Below are 14,596 nucleotides of genomic sequence, written 5' to 3'. Positions count from 1 at the left end.
TCACTGGCGCACGCCTTCGACGGCAATCAGCAGGCGCACCTTGTCGCCGACGAACGGCAGACCGAAAGTGCTGCCGAACTCGCTGCGCAGGATCTCCGCTTCGAAGTCGCCGCCGCAGACTTCGCGCTTGCGCATGCCGTCGACGCGGCAGGTGAAGTGCTCGCTGCGCAGCTCCAGCGGACGCGACACGCCGCGCAACGTGAACTCGCCCCGCAGGCCCGACAGCTTCTCGCCATCGAAGCGCAGCTGGCGCGCGACGAAGTAGGCCGTCGGATGCGCTTCGCTGGCGAGAAAGCCCGAGCCGCGCAGGACCTTGTCGAGCGCGGGCACGCCGCTGGACACCGAGGCGGTGGCGATGCTGATCGAGACCTCGCCGCTGCCAGCCCCACGGTCCAGCACGATGTGCCCCTGGACGTCGTCGAAGCGGCCGCGGTGGGTCGACGTGCCAAAGTGGCGCGTCTCCCAATAGACCTTGGTGTGCGACGGGTCGATCGCATAGCCGACGGGCTCGGCCCGGACGGCTGGGCCGGCGAGCCCGAGCAGGGCCGCGCCGACCAGGCAGAGGATGCGGGCGTGTGTCATTGGCGTATCGCCTCGATCTGGATCAGCAGGCGGATGCGATCCGGCAACCCCTGCTCGACGCCATACGCCATGCCCCACTGGCTGCGCAGGATGGTGGCTTCGAAGTCGCCGCCGCACACCTCGCGCTTGAGCAGCGGATTGGTGTAGCAGTTGAAGTGCGTCGCCTTCAGCGTGACGGGCAGCGACCTGCCGAGCAGGGTCAGCGTGCCGGCCACCGCCGTCACCTTGTCGCCTTCGAAGCTGAAGCGATCGCCGGCGAACAGCGCCTTGGGCCTCTCGGCCGCGTTGAAGAAGTCCTTGCCCTGCAGCTTGTCGTCGAGCACGGCCACGCCGGTGCTGACCGACGCCACATCGATCTCGATGTCCGCCGTGCCCGAGCGCGCCTGGCGGTCGATGACCACCGAGCCCTCCTTGCGATCGAAGCGCCCGCGCAAGGTGGAGGTGTCGGCGTGCCTCACCTCGAAGGTGACGAAGGTGTGCGTCGGATCCACCTGATAGGTCACCGCCTGCGCGTGGGCAAGGCCGGCGGCCGCGGCCGCGGCGAGGAGAGAGGCGGCCCGGTTCATGGTCACAGCGCCGGCACGCCGGCCAGCGTGAGCTTGAATTTCACCTGCACGTCGTTGGCCACCATCGAGGTGTCCTTCCATTCGCCGTCGCCGATCCTGAAGTCGAGTCGCTTGATGACGAACGCGCCGATCGCGGTGGTGTGGCCGTTCGCCTGCGCGAGCGAGACCGGCACGACGAGGTCGCGCGAGGCGCCCTTGATGGCGAGCTTGCCGGCCACCTCGAACTTGCCGGGCGCCAGCGGCTTGACCGCGGTGGACTGGAAGGTCGCCTGCGGAAACTGCCGCGTCGCGAACCAGTCGGGCTTGGCCAGCTCCGCCTCCGTCTCGGCGACGCCGAGCGACACGCTGGCCAGATCGATCGTCATGGCGATCTTCGCCGCCTCCGGCTTCTTCGGATCGAAAGCGACTTGCGCCTCGAACCTGCGGAACGTGCCGTCGACCGGCACGCCCATCTGGCGGCTGGTGAAGGCAATCTCGCTCTGTCCGGGCAGCAGCGCCTGCTGCGCCTGCGCCGCGGCGCACAAGAAGAAGGCGGTCGATGCGAGCGCCGAGGTGAGTCGTTTCATGGCGATGACAGCGGGGTTGAATCAGGCCGGGTGGGCCACATGCGCGACAGCACGCCGTCGCGGTCGATGAAGTGGTGCTTGAGCGCCGCCGCGACGTGGCCCAGCACCAGCGCCGCCATCACGTAGGCCAGGCGGTGGTGCCATGGCTTGAGCGCTTCCGCGAGCGCCTTGTCCGCCGGCACGAAGTCGGGCAGCGGCAGCATGCCGAACACGACCACCGGAAAGCCGGCCGCCGAGCTGTAGGCCCAGCCCGCCAGCGGAACGGCAAAGAACAGCAGGTACAGCAGGTTGTGCGTGACATGCGCCGCACGGCGCTGCCACGGCGGCATCGCGATGTCCTGCGGTGGCCGGTGGACGAGGCGCCACAGCAGGCGCACCGCCGACAGCGTGAGGATGGCGATGCCGGCCCACTTGTGCCAGTTGTAGAGCTTCAGGCGCTGCGGCGACAGCGGCAGGCCGGTCATGTACAGGCCGACGGCGAACGAAGTCGCGATCGCTGCGGCGAGCAGCCAGTGCAGGGCGATGGCGGTGCGGGTGTAGCGAGGCGACATGGCGTTGATGCGGTCGGTTCACGGAAGACATACGAGGCTGCCCCCGACGGCGGACGCATGCAGGGAATACGTGCGCACCCCCTGTTTCATTCCCCCGGCTTCACCGCTCCATCTGCACCGTCTTCAGGCTCTCGGCCCGAATGTCTTCCGTCAGGCGAGCCTTCAACTGCGAAAACCGCGGCGTGGTCTTCACCGTGTAGTGCCGCGGGTACGGCAGGTCGATCGCCAGCTCGGTCTTGATGCGCCCCGGCCGTGCGCTGAACACGACGCAGCGGTTGGCCATGAAGATGGCCTCGTCGATGTCATGGGTGACGAACAGCACCGTCTTTCGGTGCAGCTCCCAGATCGACAGCAGCAGCTCCTGCATCAGCGCACGCGTCTGGTTGTCGAGCGCGCCGAAGGGTTCGTCGAGCAGGAGGATCTTCGGATCGTTGGCCAGCGCGCGGGCCAGCGCCACCCGCTGCTGCATGCCGCCCGACAGCTGCTTGGGATAGTGCGACTCGAAGCCGGCCAGGCCCACCTCGGCGATGAAGCGCGCCGCGACCTCGTGCTGCTGCGCCGCCGGCATGCCCTTTTCGCGCAGGCCGAAGCAGATGTTCTCGCGCACGGTGAGCCAGGGGAACAGCGTGTAGCTCTGGAACACCATGCCGCGGTCCGCGCCGGGGCCGCGCACGGGCTGCCCGTCGAGGTGGACCTCGCCTTCGCTGGGGGTGTCGAGCCCGGCCACGATGCGCAGCAGCGTGGATTTGCCGCAGCCCGACGGGCCGAGGATCGTGATGAAGTCGTTGCCGGCGACTTGCAGCGAGGTCGGCAGCAGCGCCACCGTCGGCGGCCGGCCGGCGAAGGTGCGGCCCACGCCGCGGATCTCCAGTGCGGGGGTCAAATCGCCGCCCACCGGAACAGCGCCTGGTTGGCCCGCTTGAACACCAGGTCGGAGACCAGCCCGATGACGCCGATCGTGATGATCCCGAAGATGATCTGGTCGGTGGCCAGCAGCGCCTGGCTGTCGGTGATCATGTGCCCGATGCCGTTGGAGGCGCCGATCAGCTCGGCCACGATGACGTAGGTCCAGGCCCAGCCAAGCACCAGCCTCAGGGTCTCGGCGATCTGCGGCGCGGCGGCCGGGATCAGCACGCGCCGCACGATGCCCCAGTCGCGCGCGCCCAGCGTGTACGCCGCCTCCACCAGGTCACGGCGCGTCTGGCCCACCGTGATCGCGATCATCAGCACGAGCTGGAAGAAGGAGCCGATGAAGATCACCGCGAGCTTCTGCGCCTCGCCGATGCCGGCCCACAGGATCAGCAGCGGGATGAAGGCCGAGGCGGGCAGGTAGCGGGCGAACGAGACGAAGGGCTCGAAGAAGGCCTCGACCGGCTTGTACGCGCCCATGGCGACGCCCAGCGGCACGGCCAGCAGTGCGGCCAGCACAAAGCCCCCGACCACCCGCCACACCGTCATGCCGATGTCCTTGGCGAAGCCTTGCTCCGTGAGCAGCGTCCAGCCCGACTGCACCATCGTGATGGGGTCGGCCAGGAAGGTCCTGGACACGAAGCCGCCCAGCGTGGCCGCGGCCCACAGGGCAAAGAACAGCACGAAGAACAGCAGGCCCAGCGCAAGGCGCGGGCCCGTCGCGACCGGCCGCAGCGGCTTCACCGCTTCACTGGATGAAGCGGGTGTCGGCCAGCCCCTTCAGGTCGGGGATCTGCTTGATGATGCCGATCTCCAGCAGCAGATCGGCGGCCTCCTTGGTGAAGGTCGCGTGCTCGCCGGCGAAGAACTTCTGGTTCGCCGCCTTGTCCTGCCAGCGCAGATAGGCCTGCGACTTCTCGAAGGCCTCGCCGGTCTGCTTGACGTCGGCGCCCATGATCTCGAAGGACTTCTTCGCGTCGCGCTGGATCATCTCGAGCGCCTCGAAGTAGCTGTCGGCCAGCGCCTTGGCCGCCTTGGGGTTGTCCTTCAGGAACTTGGGCGTGCATCCGAAGGTGTCCATGACCATCGGATAGTCGAGCGTCGTCGCGATGATCTTGCCGGCTTCAGGCTTGGCGCGCACGGCCGACAGGTAGGGCTCGTAGGTCATGGCCGCGTCCAGGTCGCCGGTGCCGGCGACGAAGGCGTTTGCCGCGGCCTGGGGCTCGAGCGTGACCACCTTCACGTCCTTCACCGACAGGCCGTTCTTCTTGAGGAACCAGGCCAGCGTGAAGTAGGGCGCCGTGCCGGGCGCGGACGCCGCCACCGTCTTGCCCTTCAGGTCGGCGATCTTCTGGATGGTGTTGCGCACCGCCATGCCGTCGGCACCGTAGCTCTTGTCGAGCTGGAAGATCTGCGTGGTGGCGACGCCGTTGGCGTTCCAGACCACCCAGGTCTCGACCGTCGTGGCCGCGCACTGCACGTCGCCGGAGGCGATGGCCAGATGCCGGTCCTTCTGCGGGATCTTCTTCAGCGACACGTCCAGTCCGTTCTTCTTGAAGATGCCCGCTTCCTTGGCCAGCGTGAGCGGCGCGAAGCCGGTCCAGCCCGACAGGCCGATCGCGACCGGCGTCTCCTGCGCCGAAGCCGGCGAAAGCGCGACGCAGGCGGCCACGGCCCACATGATTCGATGCAATGCGTTCATCTTCACTGACCCCTTCGGATGGTTGCGAATCGCCGGCGATGCAAACGCCGTGCCGCCGGCCTACACTGATTCCTTCAGTTGTCTAGACCACTCGTGTCACCAGATGCCATGGCCGACCCTTGCACCTTGACCCGCGGCAGCATCCCGCTGCTGGTGTCCTTTCCGCACGCCGGCACCGACATCCCGCCGAGTATCGCCCGGCGCATGACCGATGCGGGCCTGCTGCGTGCGGACACCGATTGGCATTTGCCCCAACTCTATGCCTTCGTGCAGCAGATGGGCGGGAGCACGCTGGTGCCGCTGCATTCGCGCTACGTCATCGACCTGAACCGTCCGCCGGAGGACACCAACCTCTATCCCGGCCAGGACACGACCGGCCTGGTGCCCACGGACACCTTCCGCAAGCAGCCGATCTATCGCGCCGGCGAGGAACCCGACGCTGCCGAGATCGCCGAGCGCCGCGAGCTGTACTGGAAGCCGTACCACGACGCGCTCGAGGCGGAGCTCGAGCGGCTGCACGCCGCGCACGGCAGCGTGGTGCTGTGGGATGCGCATTCGATCGCCAGCGAGCTGCCGCGCTTCTTCGAAGGGCGCCTGCCCGACCTCAACCTCGGCACCGCCGACGGACACGCCTGTGCGACGCCGGTGCAGAAGGCTGCCGAAGCGGTGCTGCAGGCGCAACGCGAATTCACGCACGTCACCAACGGGCGCTTCAAGGGGGGCTACATCACGCGGCACTACGGCCGCCCCACCGAAGGCTCGCACGCGCTGCAGCTGGAGATGTGCCACGCCACCTACATGGACGAGCAGCCGCCGTTCGGATACCGGCCTGACCTGGCAGCGCGGGTGCAGCCCGTGCTACGGCAGCTGCTCGCGGCCGTGGTGGAAGCGGCGGCGTAGCGGGCTCGCACCGATCGCGTAGGCCAGCTCGGCCGGGTGGTCCACCGCCCACAGGCACAGGTCGGCCTGCTTGCCCGCCTCGATGGTGCCGCGGCTGGCCTGCAGGCCGAGCGCCCGCGCGGCATGACGCGTCACGCCGAGCAGCGCCTCCGCCGCTGTCATTCGGAACAGCGTGCACGCCATGTTCAGCATGAGCGGCAGGTGCGTCGTCGGGCTGGTGCCGGGATTGCAGTCGGTGGCCAGCGCCATCGGCACGCCGTGGCGGCGCAACAGCGCGATCGGCGGCGGCGTGGCGTCGCGCAGGAAGTAGTAGGCGCCTGGCAGGAGCACGGCCACCGTGCCGGCGCGCGCCATGGCGGCGACACCGGCTTCGTCCACATGCTCGAGGTGATCGGCCGACAAGGCGCCGAACTCCGCCGCCAGCGCGGCACCGTGCTGGTTGGACAGCTGCTCCGCATGCAGCTTGACCGGCAGGCCGAGCGCATGCGCAGCCTCGAACACCCGCCGTGTCTGTGCCGGCGTGAAGCCGATGGTGTCGCAGAAGGCATCCACCGCATCGGCCAGGCCGAGCCGCGCGGCCTCGGGCAGGATGCGGCCGGCGATCTCGTCGATGTACGCATCGGCGCGGCCTTCGAACTCCGGGGGCAGCGCATGCGCGGCCAGCAGCGTGGTGCGCACGTCGACGGCATGCCGCTCGGCAAGCCGCCGCGCCACGCGCAGGCACTTCAGCTCCGCGTCGAGCGACAGGCCGTAGCCGGACTTGATCTCGACGGTGGTCACGCCGTGCCGCATCAGCTCGCGCAGCCGTTGTGCCGACGCAGCCTCGAGCGATGGCTCGTCCGCCTCGCGCGTCAGGCGCACGGTGCTGCGGATGCCGCCTCCGGCGCGCGCGATCTCCTCGTAGCTCGCGCCTTGCAGGCGCAGCTCGAACTCGCGCGCGCGGTTGCCGGCGTAGACGAGATGGGTGTGGCAGTCGATGAGGCCCGGGGTCAGCAGCGCGCCCTCGCCATCGATCTCGTGCGCGGCCTGCAGCCCGCTCGGCACCGCCGCGCCCACCTGCGCGATCCGCCCTGCCTCGATGGCGACGAAGCCGGCCGCCGACGGCGTCATGGCGTCGTCGGTACCGGTGACGATGCGCACGTTTCGGATCAGCAGGTCCATGCGCTCACGCCTCGCGCAGCAGCCGGCCGCGTGCATCGACGAAGCGCCGCCGGGCCTCGTCGCCGGCCTCGTGGCGACCCCGGGCGATGCGGCAGCGGCCGCCGACCCACACCTCGGCGATCGTGTCGCGCCGCCCTCGGGCGAACACATGGCTGGCCAACGTGAACGCCGGGTCCAGCCCCTCTTCCGGGCTCAGCACGACGAAGTCGGCGCGCTGCCCGCTGCGCAGGCCGGCCACCGGCCGTGCACTGGCCTGCGCGCCCCCGGCCACCGCGGCCAGCCACAGCTGGTCGGCCGCCTGGGGGCGCTCGGCCGTCGCCAGCACATTGCGCCGCTGCGCGGCAAGGCGCTGGAGGTACTCGAGCCAGCGCAGCTCCTCGGCGGCGTCGACGCTCGCGTGGCTGTCCGAGCCGATGCCCCAGGCCCCGCCGTGCTGCGACAGATCGGCGGCGTCGAACACGCCGTCGCCCAGGTTCGCTTCGGTGGTGGGACACAGCCCGACGACCGCGCCCGAGCGGGCCATGGCGCGCCGCTCGTCCGCATCGGCGTGCGTGGCGTGCACCAGGCACCAGCGCGCGTCGACCGGCGCATGCGCCATCAGCCACTGCACCGGACGCTGACCGCTCCATGCGACGCAGTCGTCGACCTCGCGCTGCTGTTCCGCGATGTGCACGTGCAAGGGCGCGCCGGCGTCCAGGGCGTGAAGTCCGGCGACGACTTCCTCCAGCGCGGGCGCAGGCACCGCGCGCAGCGAGTGCGGGGCCACGCCGACGCGCGCCTCGGTGCTGCGCAGGCCCTCGACGATGCGCAGCAGCGCGTCGACATCGTTGACGAAGCGGCGCTGCGACGGCAGCGATGGCTGTGCGCCGAAGCCGCTCGCCTGGTACAGCACCGGCAGCAGCGTCAGCCCGATGCCGGCGCGGCGCGCGGCCGCGACGATGCGCAAGCCCATCTCCGCTGGATCGGCGTAAGCCGCGCCGCGCTGGTCGTGGTGCAGGTAGTGGAACTCGCAGACGCTGGTGTAGCCCGCGCGCAGCATCTCGATGTAGAGATGCGTCGCGATCTCCTCCAGCTGCTCGGGCGTGATCGCGGCTGCGAAGCGGTACATGCGCTCGCGCCAGCTCCAGAAGCTGTCTCCGCCTTCACCGCGGTATTCGGTGAGGCCTGCGAAGGCGCGCTGGAAGGCGTGCGAATGCAGGTTGGGCATGCCTGGGATCACGGGGCCGTCGGCCCGCTGCACGTCGGGAAGGCCGGCCGCTTCGGGGGTGACGGCGGTGAGCCGGCCCGTGCTGTCCCACGCCAACAGGACGTCGCGCGCCCAGCCCTGCGGCAGCAAGGCGTGGGGTGCGAGCAGCATGAGGCGCGAATCGGCGCTCACGCCGTGCGCTCCAGCCTGACCAGCAGCGCGCGGCTCTTCGCCGCCAGCGGGACGACGCGGCCGGCGGGCATCGAGTGGCGCCACAGCAGCGCCTGCATGGGCTCGCCCACCGCCGCTTCGCCGCCGCCGCGCCACTGCCCCGCCAGCACCAGCAGCAGCCCCGCGGCGGCGGAGGCGAATTCCGTCTCCGCCACGATGGTTCTCACCTCGGTGCGATAGCGGCCGCGGCGCACCATCACGTTGAGATCGACGCTGGGGCCGTCGATGAGCCGCGCGCTCACGCTGTCGTCACCGGCGAAATGGAACGGATCGCCGGGGGTGGCGAGTCGCCGCTCGATGATGCCGCTGGGCGAGCGCAGCACCATGCCCGCGCCGCGCAACAGAACGATGCAGCGGTCGATGCCGGGGAAGGCGGAGAACGGCGCGTCGTGCCTGACCTCGGCGAGGCTCAGCCGCCAGTCGAAGTCATCCGGCGTGGCGCCGGACGGATGGACCGCGAGCTCGCGCGTGAGCCCGGCGCCGTTCTTCCACGGCTGCGGCGCAATGCGCGCCACGTCGACGAGTTGCGCGCTCACGAGCCGATCATCGGCAGCTGGAGGCCCTGCGCCCTGGCCGTCTGCACGGCGAGCTCGTAGCCCGCATCAGCGTGGCGCATCACGCCCGATGCGCTGTCGTTGACGAGCACCCGGGCCAGCCGCCGGGCCGCCGCCTCGCTGCCGTCGGCGACGATCACCATGCCGGCGTGCTGCGAATAGCCCATGCCGACGCCGCCGCCGTGATGCAGCGACACCCAGGTTGCGCCGCCGGCGGTATTGAGCAGCGCGTTCAGCAGCGGCCAATCGGACACCGCATCGGTTCCGTCCTTCATGCCTTCGGTCTCGCGGTTGGGGCTGGCCACCGAGCCGGTGTCCAGATGGTCGCGCCCGATCACGATGGGCGCCTTCAACTCGCCACTGGCCACCATCTCGTTGAAGGCCAGGCCGGCGCGATGACGCTCGCCCAGCCCCAGCCAGCAGATGCGCGCCGGCAGGCCCTGGAACGCGATGCGCTCGCCGGCCATGTCGAGCCAGCGGTGGACATGGTGGTTGTCGGGGAACAGCGCCTTGATCCTGGCGTCGGTCTTGCGGATGTCCTCGGGGTCGCCGGAGAGCGCCACCCAGCGAAACGGCCCCTTGCCCTCGCAGAACAGGGGGCGGATGTAGGCCGGCACGAAGCCCGGGAAGTCGAAGGCGTTCTGCACGCCCTGATCGAAGGCCACCTGGCGGATGTTGTTGCCGTAGTCGACCGTCGGCACGCCCATCGCGTGGAAGTCGAGCATCGCCCGCACGTGCACCGCGCAGGATCGGGCAGCCGCTTCGATGAGTCGCGCGTGTTGGGAAGTGTCGCGCTGCGCGTCACGCCACTGCTCGACGCTCCAGCCGATCGGCAGGTAGCCGTTGAGCAGGTCGTGCGCCGAGGTCTGGTCGGTCACGATGTCGGGCCTGAGGCCGCCGGCACGCGCTCGCCTCACGAGCTCGGGAAGCACTTCGGCGGCATTGCCCAGCAGGCCGATCGATACCGCCTCGCGCTGCCGGGTGTGCTGGGCGATGAGCGCCAGCGCGTCGTCCAGGTCGCGTGCCTGCTTGTCGAGGTAGCGGGTGCGCAGGCGGAAGTCGATGCTCGACTGCTGGCATTCGATGTTGAGCGACACCGCGCCGGCGAAGGTCGCAGCCAGCGGCTGCGCGCCGCCCATGCCGCCCAGGCCTGCCGTGAGGATCCAGCGCCCCGCGAGGTGGCCGCCGTAGTGCTGGCGTCCGGCTTCGGCGAAGGTCTCGTAGGTGCCCTGCACGATGCCTTGTGTGCCGATGTAGATCCATGAGCCGGCCGTCATCTGGCCGTACATGAACAGGCCCCGGCGGTCGAGCTCGTTGAAGTGCTCCCAGGTGGCCCACTTGGGAACCAGGTTGGAGTTCGCGAGCAGGACGCGCGGCGCGTCGGGATGTGTCTTGAAGACTCCCACGGGCTTGCCGGACTGGATCAGCAGCGATTCATCGTCCTCCAGCTCGCGCAGGCACTCGAGGATGCGGTCGAAGGAGGCCCAGTCGCGTGCCGCGCGCCCGATGCCGCCGTAGACCACCAGCTCCTCGGGACGCTCGGCGACATCCGGGTCGAGGTTGTTCTGGATCATGCGGAACGCGGCCTCGGTCAGCCACGACTTGCAGTGGAGCGTGGCGCCTTGCGGCGCTCGCACGACGCGGCCGGGCGCATGGCGGGCGCCTTGAACGGCTGCATCGGCGATGTGGTGGATGTCGGTGGAGTGCATGCGGAACCTCGAGAAAGACAAAGTGGCCTAGACCACTTCGGGGCAGCATGCGGGAAGACGCTACGAGCGTCAAGCCTGGGGACTTCCGCCACCGTCGCCTGGACACGGCGCGGTCGAGCGTGACATCTGTCCAGGCAAGGCTTAAGGGAAAACCCGTATACTCCACATCTACGGGTTTACCCTAGCAGAGGAGTTTGAAATGACCACCACCACCGTTTCGCTGCAAAGCAGCTTCCGCCGCAACGCCCCCCGCCTGGCGCAACCCATCGGCCGGGCCGTGGCGCATCTCGTCGCCAGCGTCGCGGCCTGGATGCGTCCGCGCCAGGAGAGTCCTGCCGAAGCGGCGTCCCGCCTGCGCAGCCTGGCCAATCGGTACGAAGGCCGCCAGCCCGGCTTCGCCGCGGACCTTCGCGCCGCAGCCGACCGTCATCTGGCTGATAGCGAGCGCTAACCTTCGACATGGCTGGCGCCTTGAAAAAAGCCCGCTGAGCGCGGGCTTTCTTCCTTGCTGGCGCGAAGCCGTTTCAGGCGCCCAGGCGAGCCTCGATCCGCGCCTTGGTCTCGGTGAGCTCCGCCGGCAGGTGATACGCGAGCTGGTCGAACAGCTCGCCATGCAGCGCGAGCTCGGCCTTCCAGGCCGCGGTGTCGATGCTGGTCACCTGTTCGAACTGCGCCGGCGTGAACGCCAGGCCCTTCCACGTGAGGTCTTCGTAGCTGGGCGTGACGCCGAAGACGTTGTCGACGCCGTGAGCGCGGCCTTCCACGCGATCCAGCATCCACTTCAGCACGCGCATGTTCTCGCCGTAGCCCGGCCAGACGAACTTGCCGTCCGGACCCTTGCGGAACCAGTTCACGCAGTAGACCTTCGGCACCGCCGCGCCGCGGGATTGCAGCTGCTTGCCGATGTCCAGCCAGTGCTGGATGTAGTCGCTCATGTTGTAGCCGGCGAACGGCAGCATCGCGAACGGGTCGCGGCGCACGACGCCCTGCTGGCCTGCGGCCGCCGCGGTGGTCTCGCTGCCCATCGTGGCGGCCATGTACACGCCCTCGACCCAGTTGCGCGCCTCGGTGACCAGAGGGACCGTTGTCGAGCGGCGGCCGCCGAAGATGAAGGCGTCGATCGGGACACCCGTCGGGTTGTCCCACTCCGGATCGAGCGCCGGGTTGTTGGTCGCTGCCACGGTGAACCGGGCGTTGGGGTGCGCGGCTTTGGCGCCTGTCTCCTTCGCGATGGCAGGCGTCCAGTCCTTGCCCTGCCAGTCGATCAGGTGCGCCGGAGGCTGATCGGTCATTCCTTCCCACCAGACATCGCCGTCATCGGTCAATGCCACATTGGTGAAGATGACATCGCGCTTGAGGCTCGCTATGCAGTTGAAGTTGGTCTTCTCGTTGGTGCCCGGCGCCACGCCGAAATAGCCCGCCTCGGGATTGATCGCGTAGAGCCGACCGTCGCGTCCGGGCTTGATCCAGGCAATGTCGTCGCCGATGGTCGTCACCTTCCAGCCTTCGAAGCCGGCCGGGGGGATCAGCATCGCGAAATTGGTCTTGCCACAGGCGCTGGGAAAGGCGGCCGCGACATGGCGCTTGCGGCCCTCGGGGCTGGTGACACCCAGGATCAGCATGTGCTCGGCCAGCCAGCCCTGGTCGCGGCCCATCGTGCTGGCGATGCGCAGCGCGAAGCATTTCTTGCCGAGCAGCGCATTGCCGCCATAGCCGGAGCCGTAGCTCCAGACCTCGCGCGTCTCGGGATAGTGGACGATGTACTTCGTCGTGTTGCATGGCCAGGCCACGTCGTTCTGGCCGGGCTCGAGCGGCGCACCCACGGTGTGGACGCAGGGAACGAACTCGCCGTCGGCGCCCAGCACCTCCAGCACGGGGCGGCCCATGCGCGTCATGATCTTCATGTTGACCGCGACGTACGGGCTGTCGGTCAGCTCGACCCCGATGTGCGCGATCGGCGAGCCGAGCGGGCCCATGCTGAACGGCACGACATACAGCGTGCGGCCGCGCATGGCGCCGCGGAACAGCGCCTTGTCGCCGGTCTGCAGCAGCTCGCGCATCTCGGCCGGATCCATCCAGTTGTTGGTGGGGCCGGCGTCTTCCTTGCGCTCGCTGCAGATGAACGTGCGGTCCTCCACCCGCGCCACGTCGCTGGGACTGCTGCAAGCGAGGTAGCTGTTCGGCCGCAGCTCCGGATTGAGCTTCTTGAAGGTTCCCGCCGCGACGAGCTGGGCGCAGAGCCGGTCGTACTCGGCGGTGCTGCCGTCGCACCAGTACACGTCCCGCGCTTCCGTGAGCGCCGCGACCTGCGCCACCCATTCGATCAACCGCGTGTGTCGGATATAGGCAGGCGTGTTCAGGCGCAGCCCTTCCAGCAAGGGACGGTTCATGTCGGCTCCAATCATCAAAGTCAAAAAAGCGGGATTGGGCAAGCCTTGCACCGTCAAGGCTTGCCCAATGCCGCTTTGGGACCCTGGTGAATCGCGTCGATTACGCCGGGTTTCCAAAGTGCCGCCCCGATCGGACGGTCACCTCACTGGGAACGATTGTGAGGCGAGTGTAATGTCGGTGTAACCACCGGACCCCGGGGGGTCATGCGCATCCGGTATGACTCCATGCACGCCGCGGGGCTCGGGTTCCCGAAGCGATGCGGGCAAACGGCGGGCCCGCGCTGACGTAGGATGGCGCCCCGCTTTCCGAGGTCCGCCAAATCGACGCCGATCTGTTGAAAGAGCTGCGCATCGCGCACGACCAGCGTGAAGACCATGACGGGGGCCAGCCGGCCCGCTGGCCTTGGCTGGCTGCCATTGCGCTGCTGCTCGCTGCGCTCGCCGGGGCGGGATGGTGGTTTCTCGGCGAGCGCCCGCTCAGCGTCCAGACCGCGACGGCTGTCGCACCGGGGGGCGCGGCGGCTGCCGGCGCGGTGCTCCAGGCCACCGGCTACGTCACGGCACGCCGACAGGCCACGGTATCGACGCAGATCACCGGCACGCTGACCGAAGTGCTGATCGAGGCCGGCGACCGGGTCAAAGCAGGTCAGGTCATCGCCCGCCTCGAAGACAGCGCGCTGCGCGCGGCGCTCCATGGCGCCCAGGCCACCGTGCAGGCCTCGCAGGCGCAGGTGGCGAATGCGCAGGCCCAGCTGGCGCAGGCCCAGGCCGACGCGCAACGGCAAGGCGAACTGGTCGCCACCGGCATGACGACGCGCCAGGCCGCCGAGCAGGCGCGCACCTCGCTCGCCGCCGCCACGGCCCAGCTCGAGGCGCGCCGCCGCGAAGCCGACGCGGCCCGCGCGCAGCTCGCACAGGCCAAGGTGAATTTCGACTTCACCGTCGTGCGCGCGCCTTTCGCCGGCGTGGTCACCGAGAAGGCGGCACAGGTCGGCGAGATCGTCTCGCCGCTCTCCGCCGGCGGAGGCTTCACCCGCACCGGCGTCGGCACCATCGTCGACATGGAGTCGCTGGAAGTCGATGTCGACGTCAACGAGGCCTACATCGGGCAAGTCTCGGCCGGCATGCCGGCCGAGGCGGTGCTCGACGCGTACGCGGACTGGCGCATCCCGGCGCATGTCGTGGCCATCGTGCCCGCCGCGGACCGCGGCAAGGCGACGGTGCGGGTACGCGTGGCGCTGGAGCAGCGCGACACGCGCATCGTGCCCAACATGGGGGTGCGCGTGTCCTTTCTGGGACGCAAGCCTCCTGTGGCCGCCGCGCCGCTCAAGGGCGTGCTCGTGCCGCCGGAGGCCCTGGCGCAACGCGACGGGGCGACGGTCGTGTTCGTCGTGGCCGACGGCAAGGCGGTGCAGCGCAACGTCACGCCGGCAGCGCAGGATGTCGGACGCATGAAGCTGGTCCCGCAAGGCATCTCGGCCGGCGACCGCCTCGTGCTGGCACCGCCCGCCGAGTTGCGCGACGGCACGCGCGTGACGGTCGAGGAAGCGAACCGCTGACGCACGCGCGCCAGCCACCGACAACGAATC

At 69.4% G+C, this 14,596-nt stretch carries 15 protein-coding genes; 3 read left to right on the top strand and 12 right to left on the bottom strand.

Features of this window, described 5'->3' with window-relative positions:
* The 7 genes from P7V53_RS00890 to P7V53_RS00860 all read right to left on the bottom strand — a co-directional run bounded on the left by P7V53_RS00890 (position 1) and on the right by P7V53_RS00860 (position 4,876).
* A complete protein-coding gene (locus tag P7V53_RS00890) occupies positions 1–582 on the bottom strand; it encodes a YceI family protein (protein ID WP_280153591.1) in 582 nt (193 codons plus the stop codon).
* A complete protein-coding gene (locus tag P7V53_RS00885; protein WP_280153590.1) occupies positions 579–1,148 on the bottom strand; it encodes a YceI family protein in 570 nt (189 codons plus the stop codon). The genes P7V53_RS00890 and P7V53_RS00885 overlap by 4 nt, the downstream gene beginning before the upstream one ends.
* A gap of 2 nt (positions 1,149–1,150) precedes the next feature.
* Positions 1,151–1,714 (bottom strand): YceI family protein, encoded by a 564-nt coding sequence (locus tag P7V53_RS00880; RefSeq protein ID WP_280153589.1) that lies wholly within the window; start codon positions 1,712–1,714, stop codon positions 1,151–1,153.
* A complete protein-coding gene (locus tag P7V53_RS00875; RefSeq protein WP_280153588.1) occupies positions 1,711–2,265 on the bottom strand; it encodes a cytochrome b in 555 nt (184 codons plus the stop codon). Before P7V53_RS00875 ends, P7V53_RS00880 begins: the two co-directional genes overlap by 4 nt.
* A gap of 100 nt (positions 2,266–2,365) precedes the next feature.
* Positions 2,366–3,148, bottom strand: coding sequence for an ABC transporter ATP-binding protein (locus P7V53_RS00870; protein WP_280153587.1), 783 nt, complete (start codon positions 3,146–3,148; stop codon positions 2,366–2,368).
* Positions 3,145–3,918, bottom strand: coding sequence for an ABC transporter permease (locus tag P7V53_RS00865; protein ID WP_280153586.1), 774 nt, complete (start codon positions 3,916–3,918; stop codon positions 3,145–3,147). Before P7V53_RS00865 ends, P7V53_RS00870 begins: the two co-directional genes overlap by 4 nt.
* Positions 3,919–3,922: 4 nt before the next feature.
* The gene (locus P7V53_RS00860; protein WP_280153585.1) at positions 3,923–4,876 is read right to left on the bottom strand and encodes an ABC transporter substrate-binding protein; all 954 of its coding nucleotides are present in this window, start codon (positions 4,874–4,876) and stop codon (positions 3,923–3,925) included.
* A 108-nt stretch (positions 4,877–4,984) separates the two neighbouring features.
* On the opposite strand from P7V53_RS00860, the gene hutG reads away from it, so the two are divergent.
* Positions 4,985–5,776, top strand: a complete 792-nt coding sequence (gene hutG, locus P7V53_RS00855; RefSeq protein WP_280153584.1) for an N-formylglutamate deformylase — start codon at positions 4,985–4,987, stop codon at positions 5,774–5,776.
* On the opposite strand, the gene hutI is transcribed toward hutG, so the two are convergent.
* The 4 genes from hutI to hutU are packed head-to-tail and all read right to left on the bottom strand — an operon-like array spanning position 5,735 to position 10,617.
* Positions 5,735–6,886: an imidazolonepropionase gene (gene hutI, locus P7V53_RS00850; RefSeq protein ID WP_280156660.1), complete on the bottom strand. Its 1,152-nt coding sequence runs from the start codon at positions 6,884–6,886 to the stop codon at positions 5,735–5,737. The genes hutG and hutI overlap by 42 nt on opposite strands.
* 55 nt (positions 6,887–6,941) lie before the next feature.
* The gene (locus P7V53_RS00845) at positions 6,942–8,294 is read right to left on the bottom strand and encodes a formimidoylglutamate deiminase (RefSeq protein ID WP_280156659.1); all 1,353 of its coding nucleotides are present in this window, start codon (positions 8,292–8,294) and stop codon (positions 6,942–6,944) included.
* A gap of 17 nt (positions 8,295–8,311) precedes the next feature.
* On the bottom strand, positions 8,312–8,890 hold the full coding sequence (locus P7V53_RS00840) for a HutD family protein (protein ID WP_280153583.1): 579 nt from the start codon (positions 8,888–8,890) through the stop codon (positions 8,312–8,314).
* Positions 8,887–10,617 (bottom strand): urocanate hydratase, encoded by a 1,731-nt coding sequence (hutU, locus tag P7V53_RS00835; protein WP_280153582.1) that lies wholly within the window; start codon positions 10,615–10,617, stop codon positions 8,887–8,889. Before hutU ends, P7V53_RS00840 begins: the two co-directional genes overlap by 4 nt.
* A 199-nt stretch (positions 10,618–10,816) precedes the next feature.
* Here hutU and P7V53_RS00830 point away from each other — a divergent pair, with 199 nt between their 5' ends.
* Positions 10,817–11,068, top strand: coding sequence for a hypothetical protein (locus P7V53_RS00830; RefSeq protein WP_280153581.1), 252 nt, complete (start codon positions 10,817–10,819; stop codon positions 11,066–11,068).
* A 73-nt stretch (positions 11,069–11,141) separates the two neighbouring features.
* On the opposite strand, the gene P7V53_RS00825 is transcribed toward P7V53_RS00830, so the two are convergent.
* Entirely contained in the window at positions 11,142–13,007 is a 1,866-nt protein-coding gene (locus P7V53_RS00825; protein WP_280153579.1) for a phosphoenolpyruvate carboxykinase (GTP), read from the bottom strand.
* 335 nt (positions 13,008–13,342) lie between these two features.
* Between P7V53_RS00825 and P7V53_RS00820 the strand changes: the two genes are divergently transcribed.
* On the top strand, positions 13,343–14,566 hold the full coding sequence (locus tag P7V53_RS00820) for an efflux RND transporter periplasmic adaptor subunit (protein WP_280153578.1): 1,224 nt from the start codon (positions 13,343–13,345) through the stop codon (positions 14,564–14,566).
* Positions 14,567–14,596: the final 30 nt, after the last annotated feature.

This window comes from Piscinibacter sp. XHJ-5 (assembly GCF_029855045.1).
Classification (GTDB): domain Bacteria; phylum Pseudomonadota; class Gammaproteobacteria; order Burkholderiales; family Burkholderiaceae_C; genus Albitalea.
The sequence above is the reverse complement of the archived record's forward strand: the minus strand, read 5'-3'. Positions and strand labels throughout refer to the sequence as shown.

What these genes read in the sequence shown, in the direction of transcription:
- P7V53_RS00890 (WP_280153591.1), bottom strand. Translation starts at nt 582, where the DNA reads ATGACACACGCCCGCATCCTCTGCCTGGTCGGCGCGGCCCTGCTCGGG.
- P7V53_RS00885 (WP_280153590.1), bottom strand. Translation starts at nt 1,148, where the DNA reads ATGAACCGGGCCGCCTCTCTCCTCGCCGCGGCCGCGGCCGCCGGCCTT.
- P7V53_RS00880 (WP_280153589.1), bottom strand. Translation starts at nt 1,714, where the DNA reads ATGAAACGACTCACCTCGGCGCTCGCATCGACCGCCTTCTTCTTGTGC.
- P7V53_RS00875 (WP_280153588.1), bottom strand. Translation starts at nt 2,265, where the DNA reads ATGTCGCCTCGCTACACCCGCACCGCCATCGCCCTGCACTGGCTGCTC.
- P7V53_RS00860 (WP_280153585.1), bottom strand. Translation starts at nt 4,876, where the DNA reads ATGAACGCATTGCATCGAATCATGTGGGCCGTGGCCGCCTGCGTCGCG.
- hutG (WP_280153584.1), top strand. Translation starts at nt 4,985, where the DNA reads ATGGCCGACCCTTGCACCTTGACCCGCGGCAGCATCCCGCTGCTGGTG.
- hutI (WP_280156660.1), bottom strand. Translation starts at nt 6,886, where the DNA reads ATGACGCCGTCGGCGGCCGGCTTCGTCGCCATCGAGGCAGGGCGGATC.
- P7V53_RS00845 (WP_280156659.1), bottom strand. Translation starts at nt 8,294, where the DNA reads ATGCTGCTCGCACCCCACGCCTTGCTGCCGCAGGGCTGGGCGCGCGAC.
- hutU (WP_280153582.1), bottom strand. Translation starts at nt 10,617, where the DNA reads ATGCACTCCACCGACATCCACCACATCGCCGATGCAGCCGTTCAAGGC.
- P7V53_RS00830 (WP_280153581.1), top strand. Translation starts at nt 10,817, where the DNA reads ATGACCACCACCACCGTTTCGCTGCAAAGCAGCTTCCGCCGCAACGCC.
- P7V53_RS00825 (WP_280153579.1), bottom strand. Translation starts at nt 13,007, where the DNA reads ATGAACCGTCCCTTGCTGGAAGGGCTGCGCCTGAACACGCCTGCCTAT.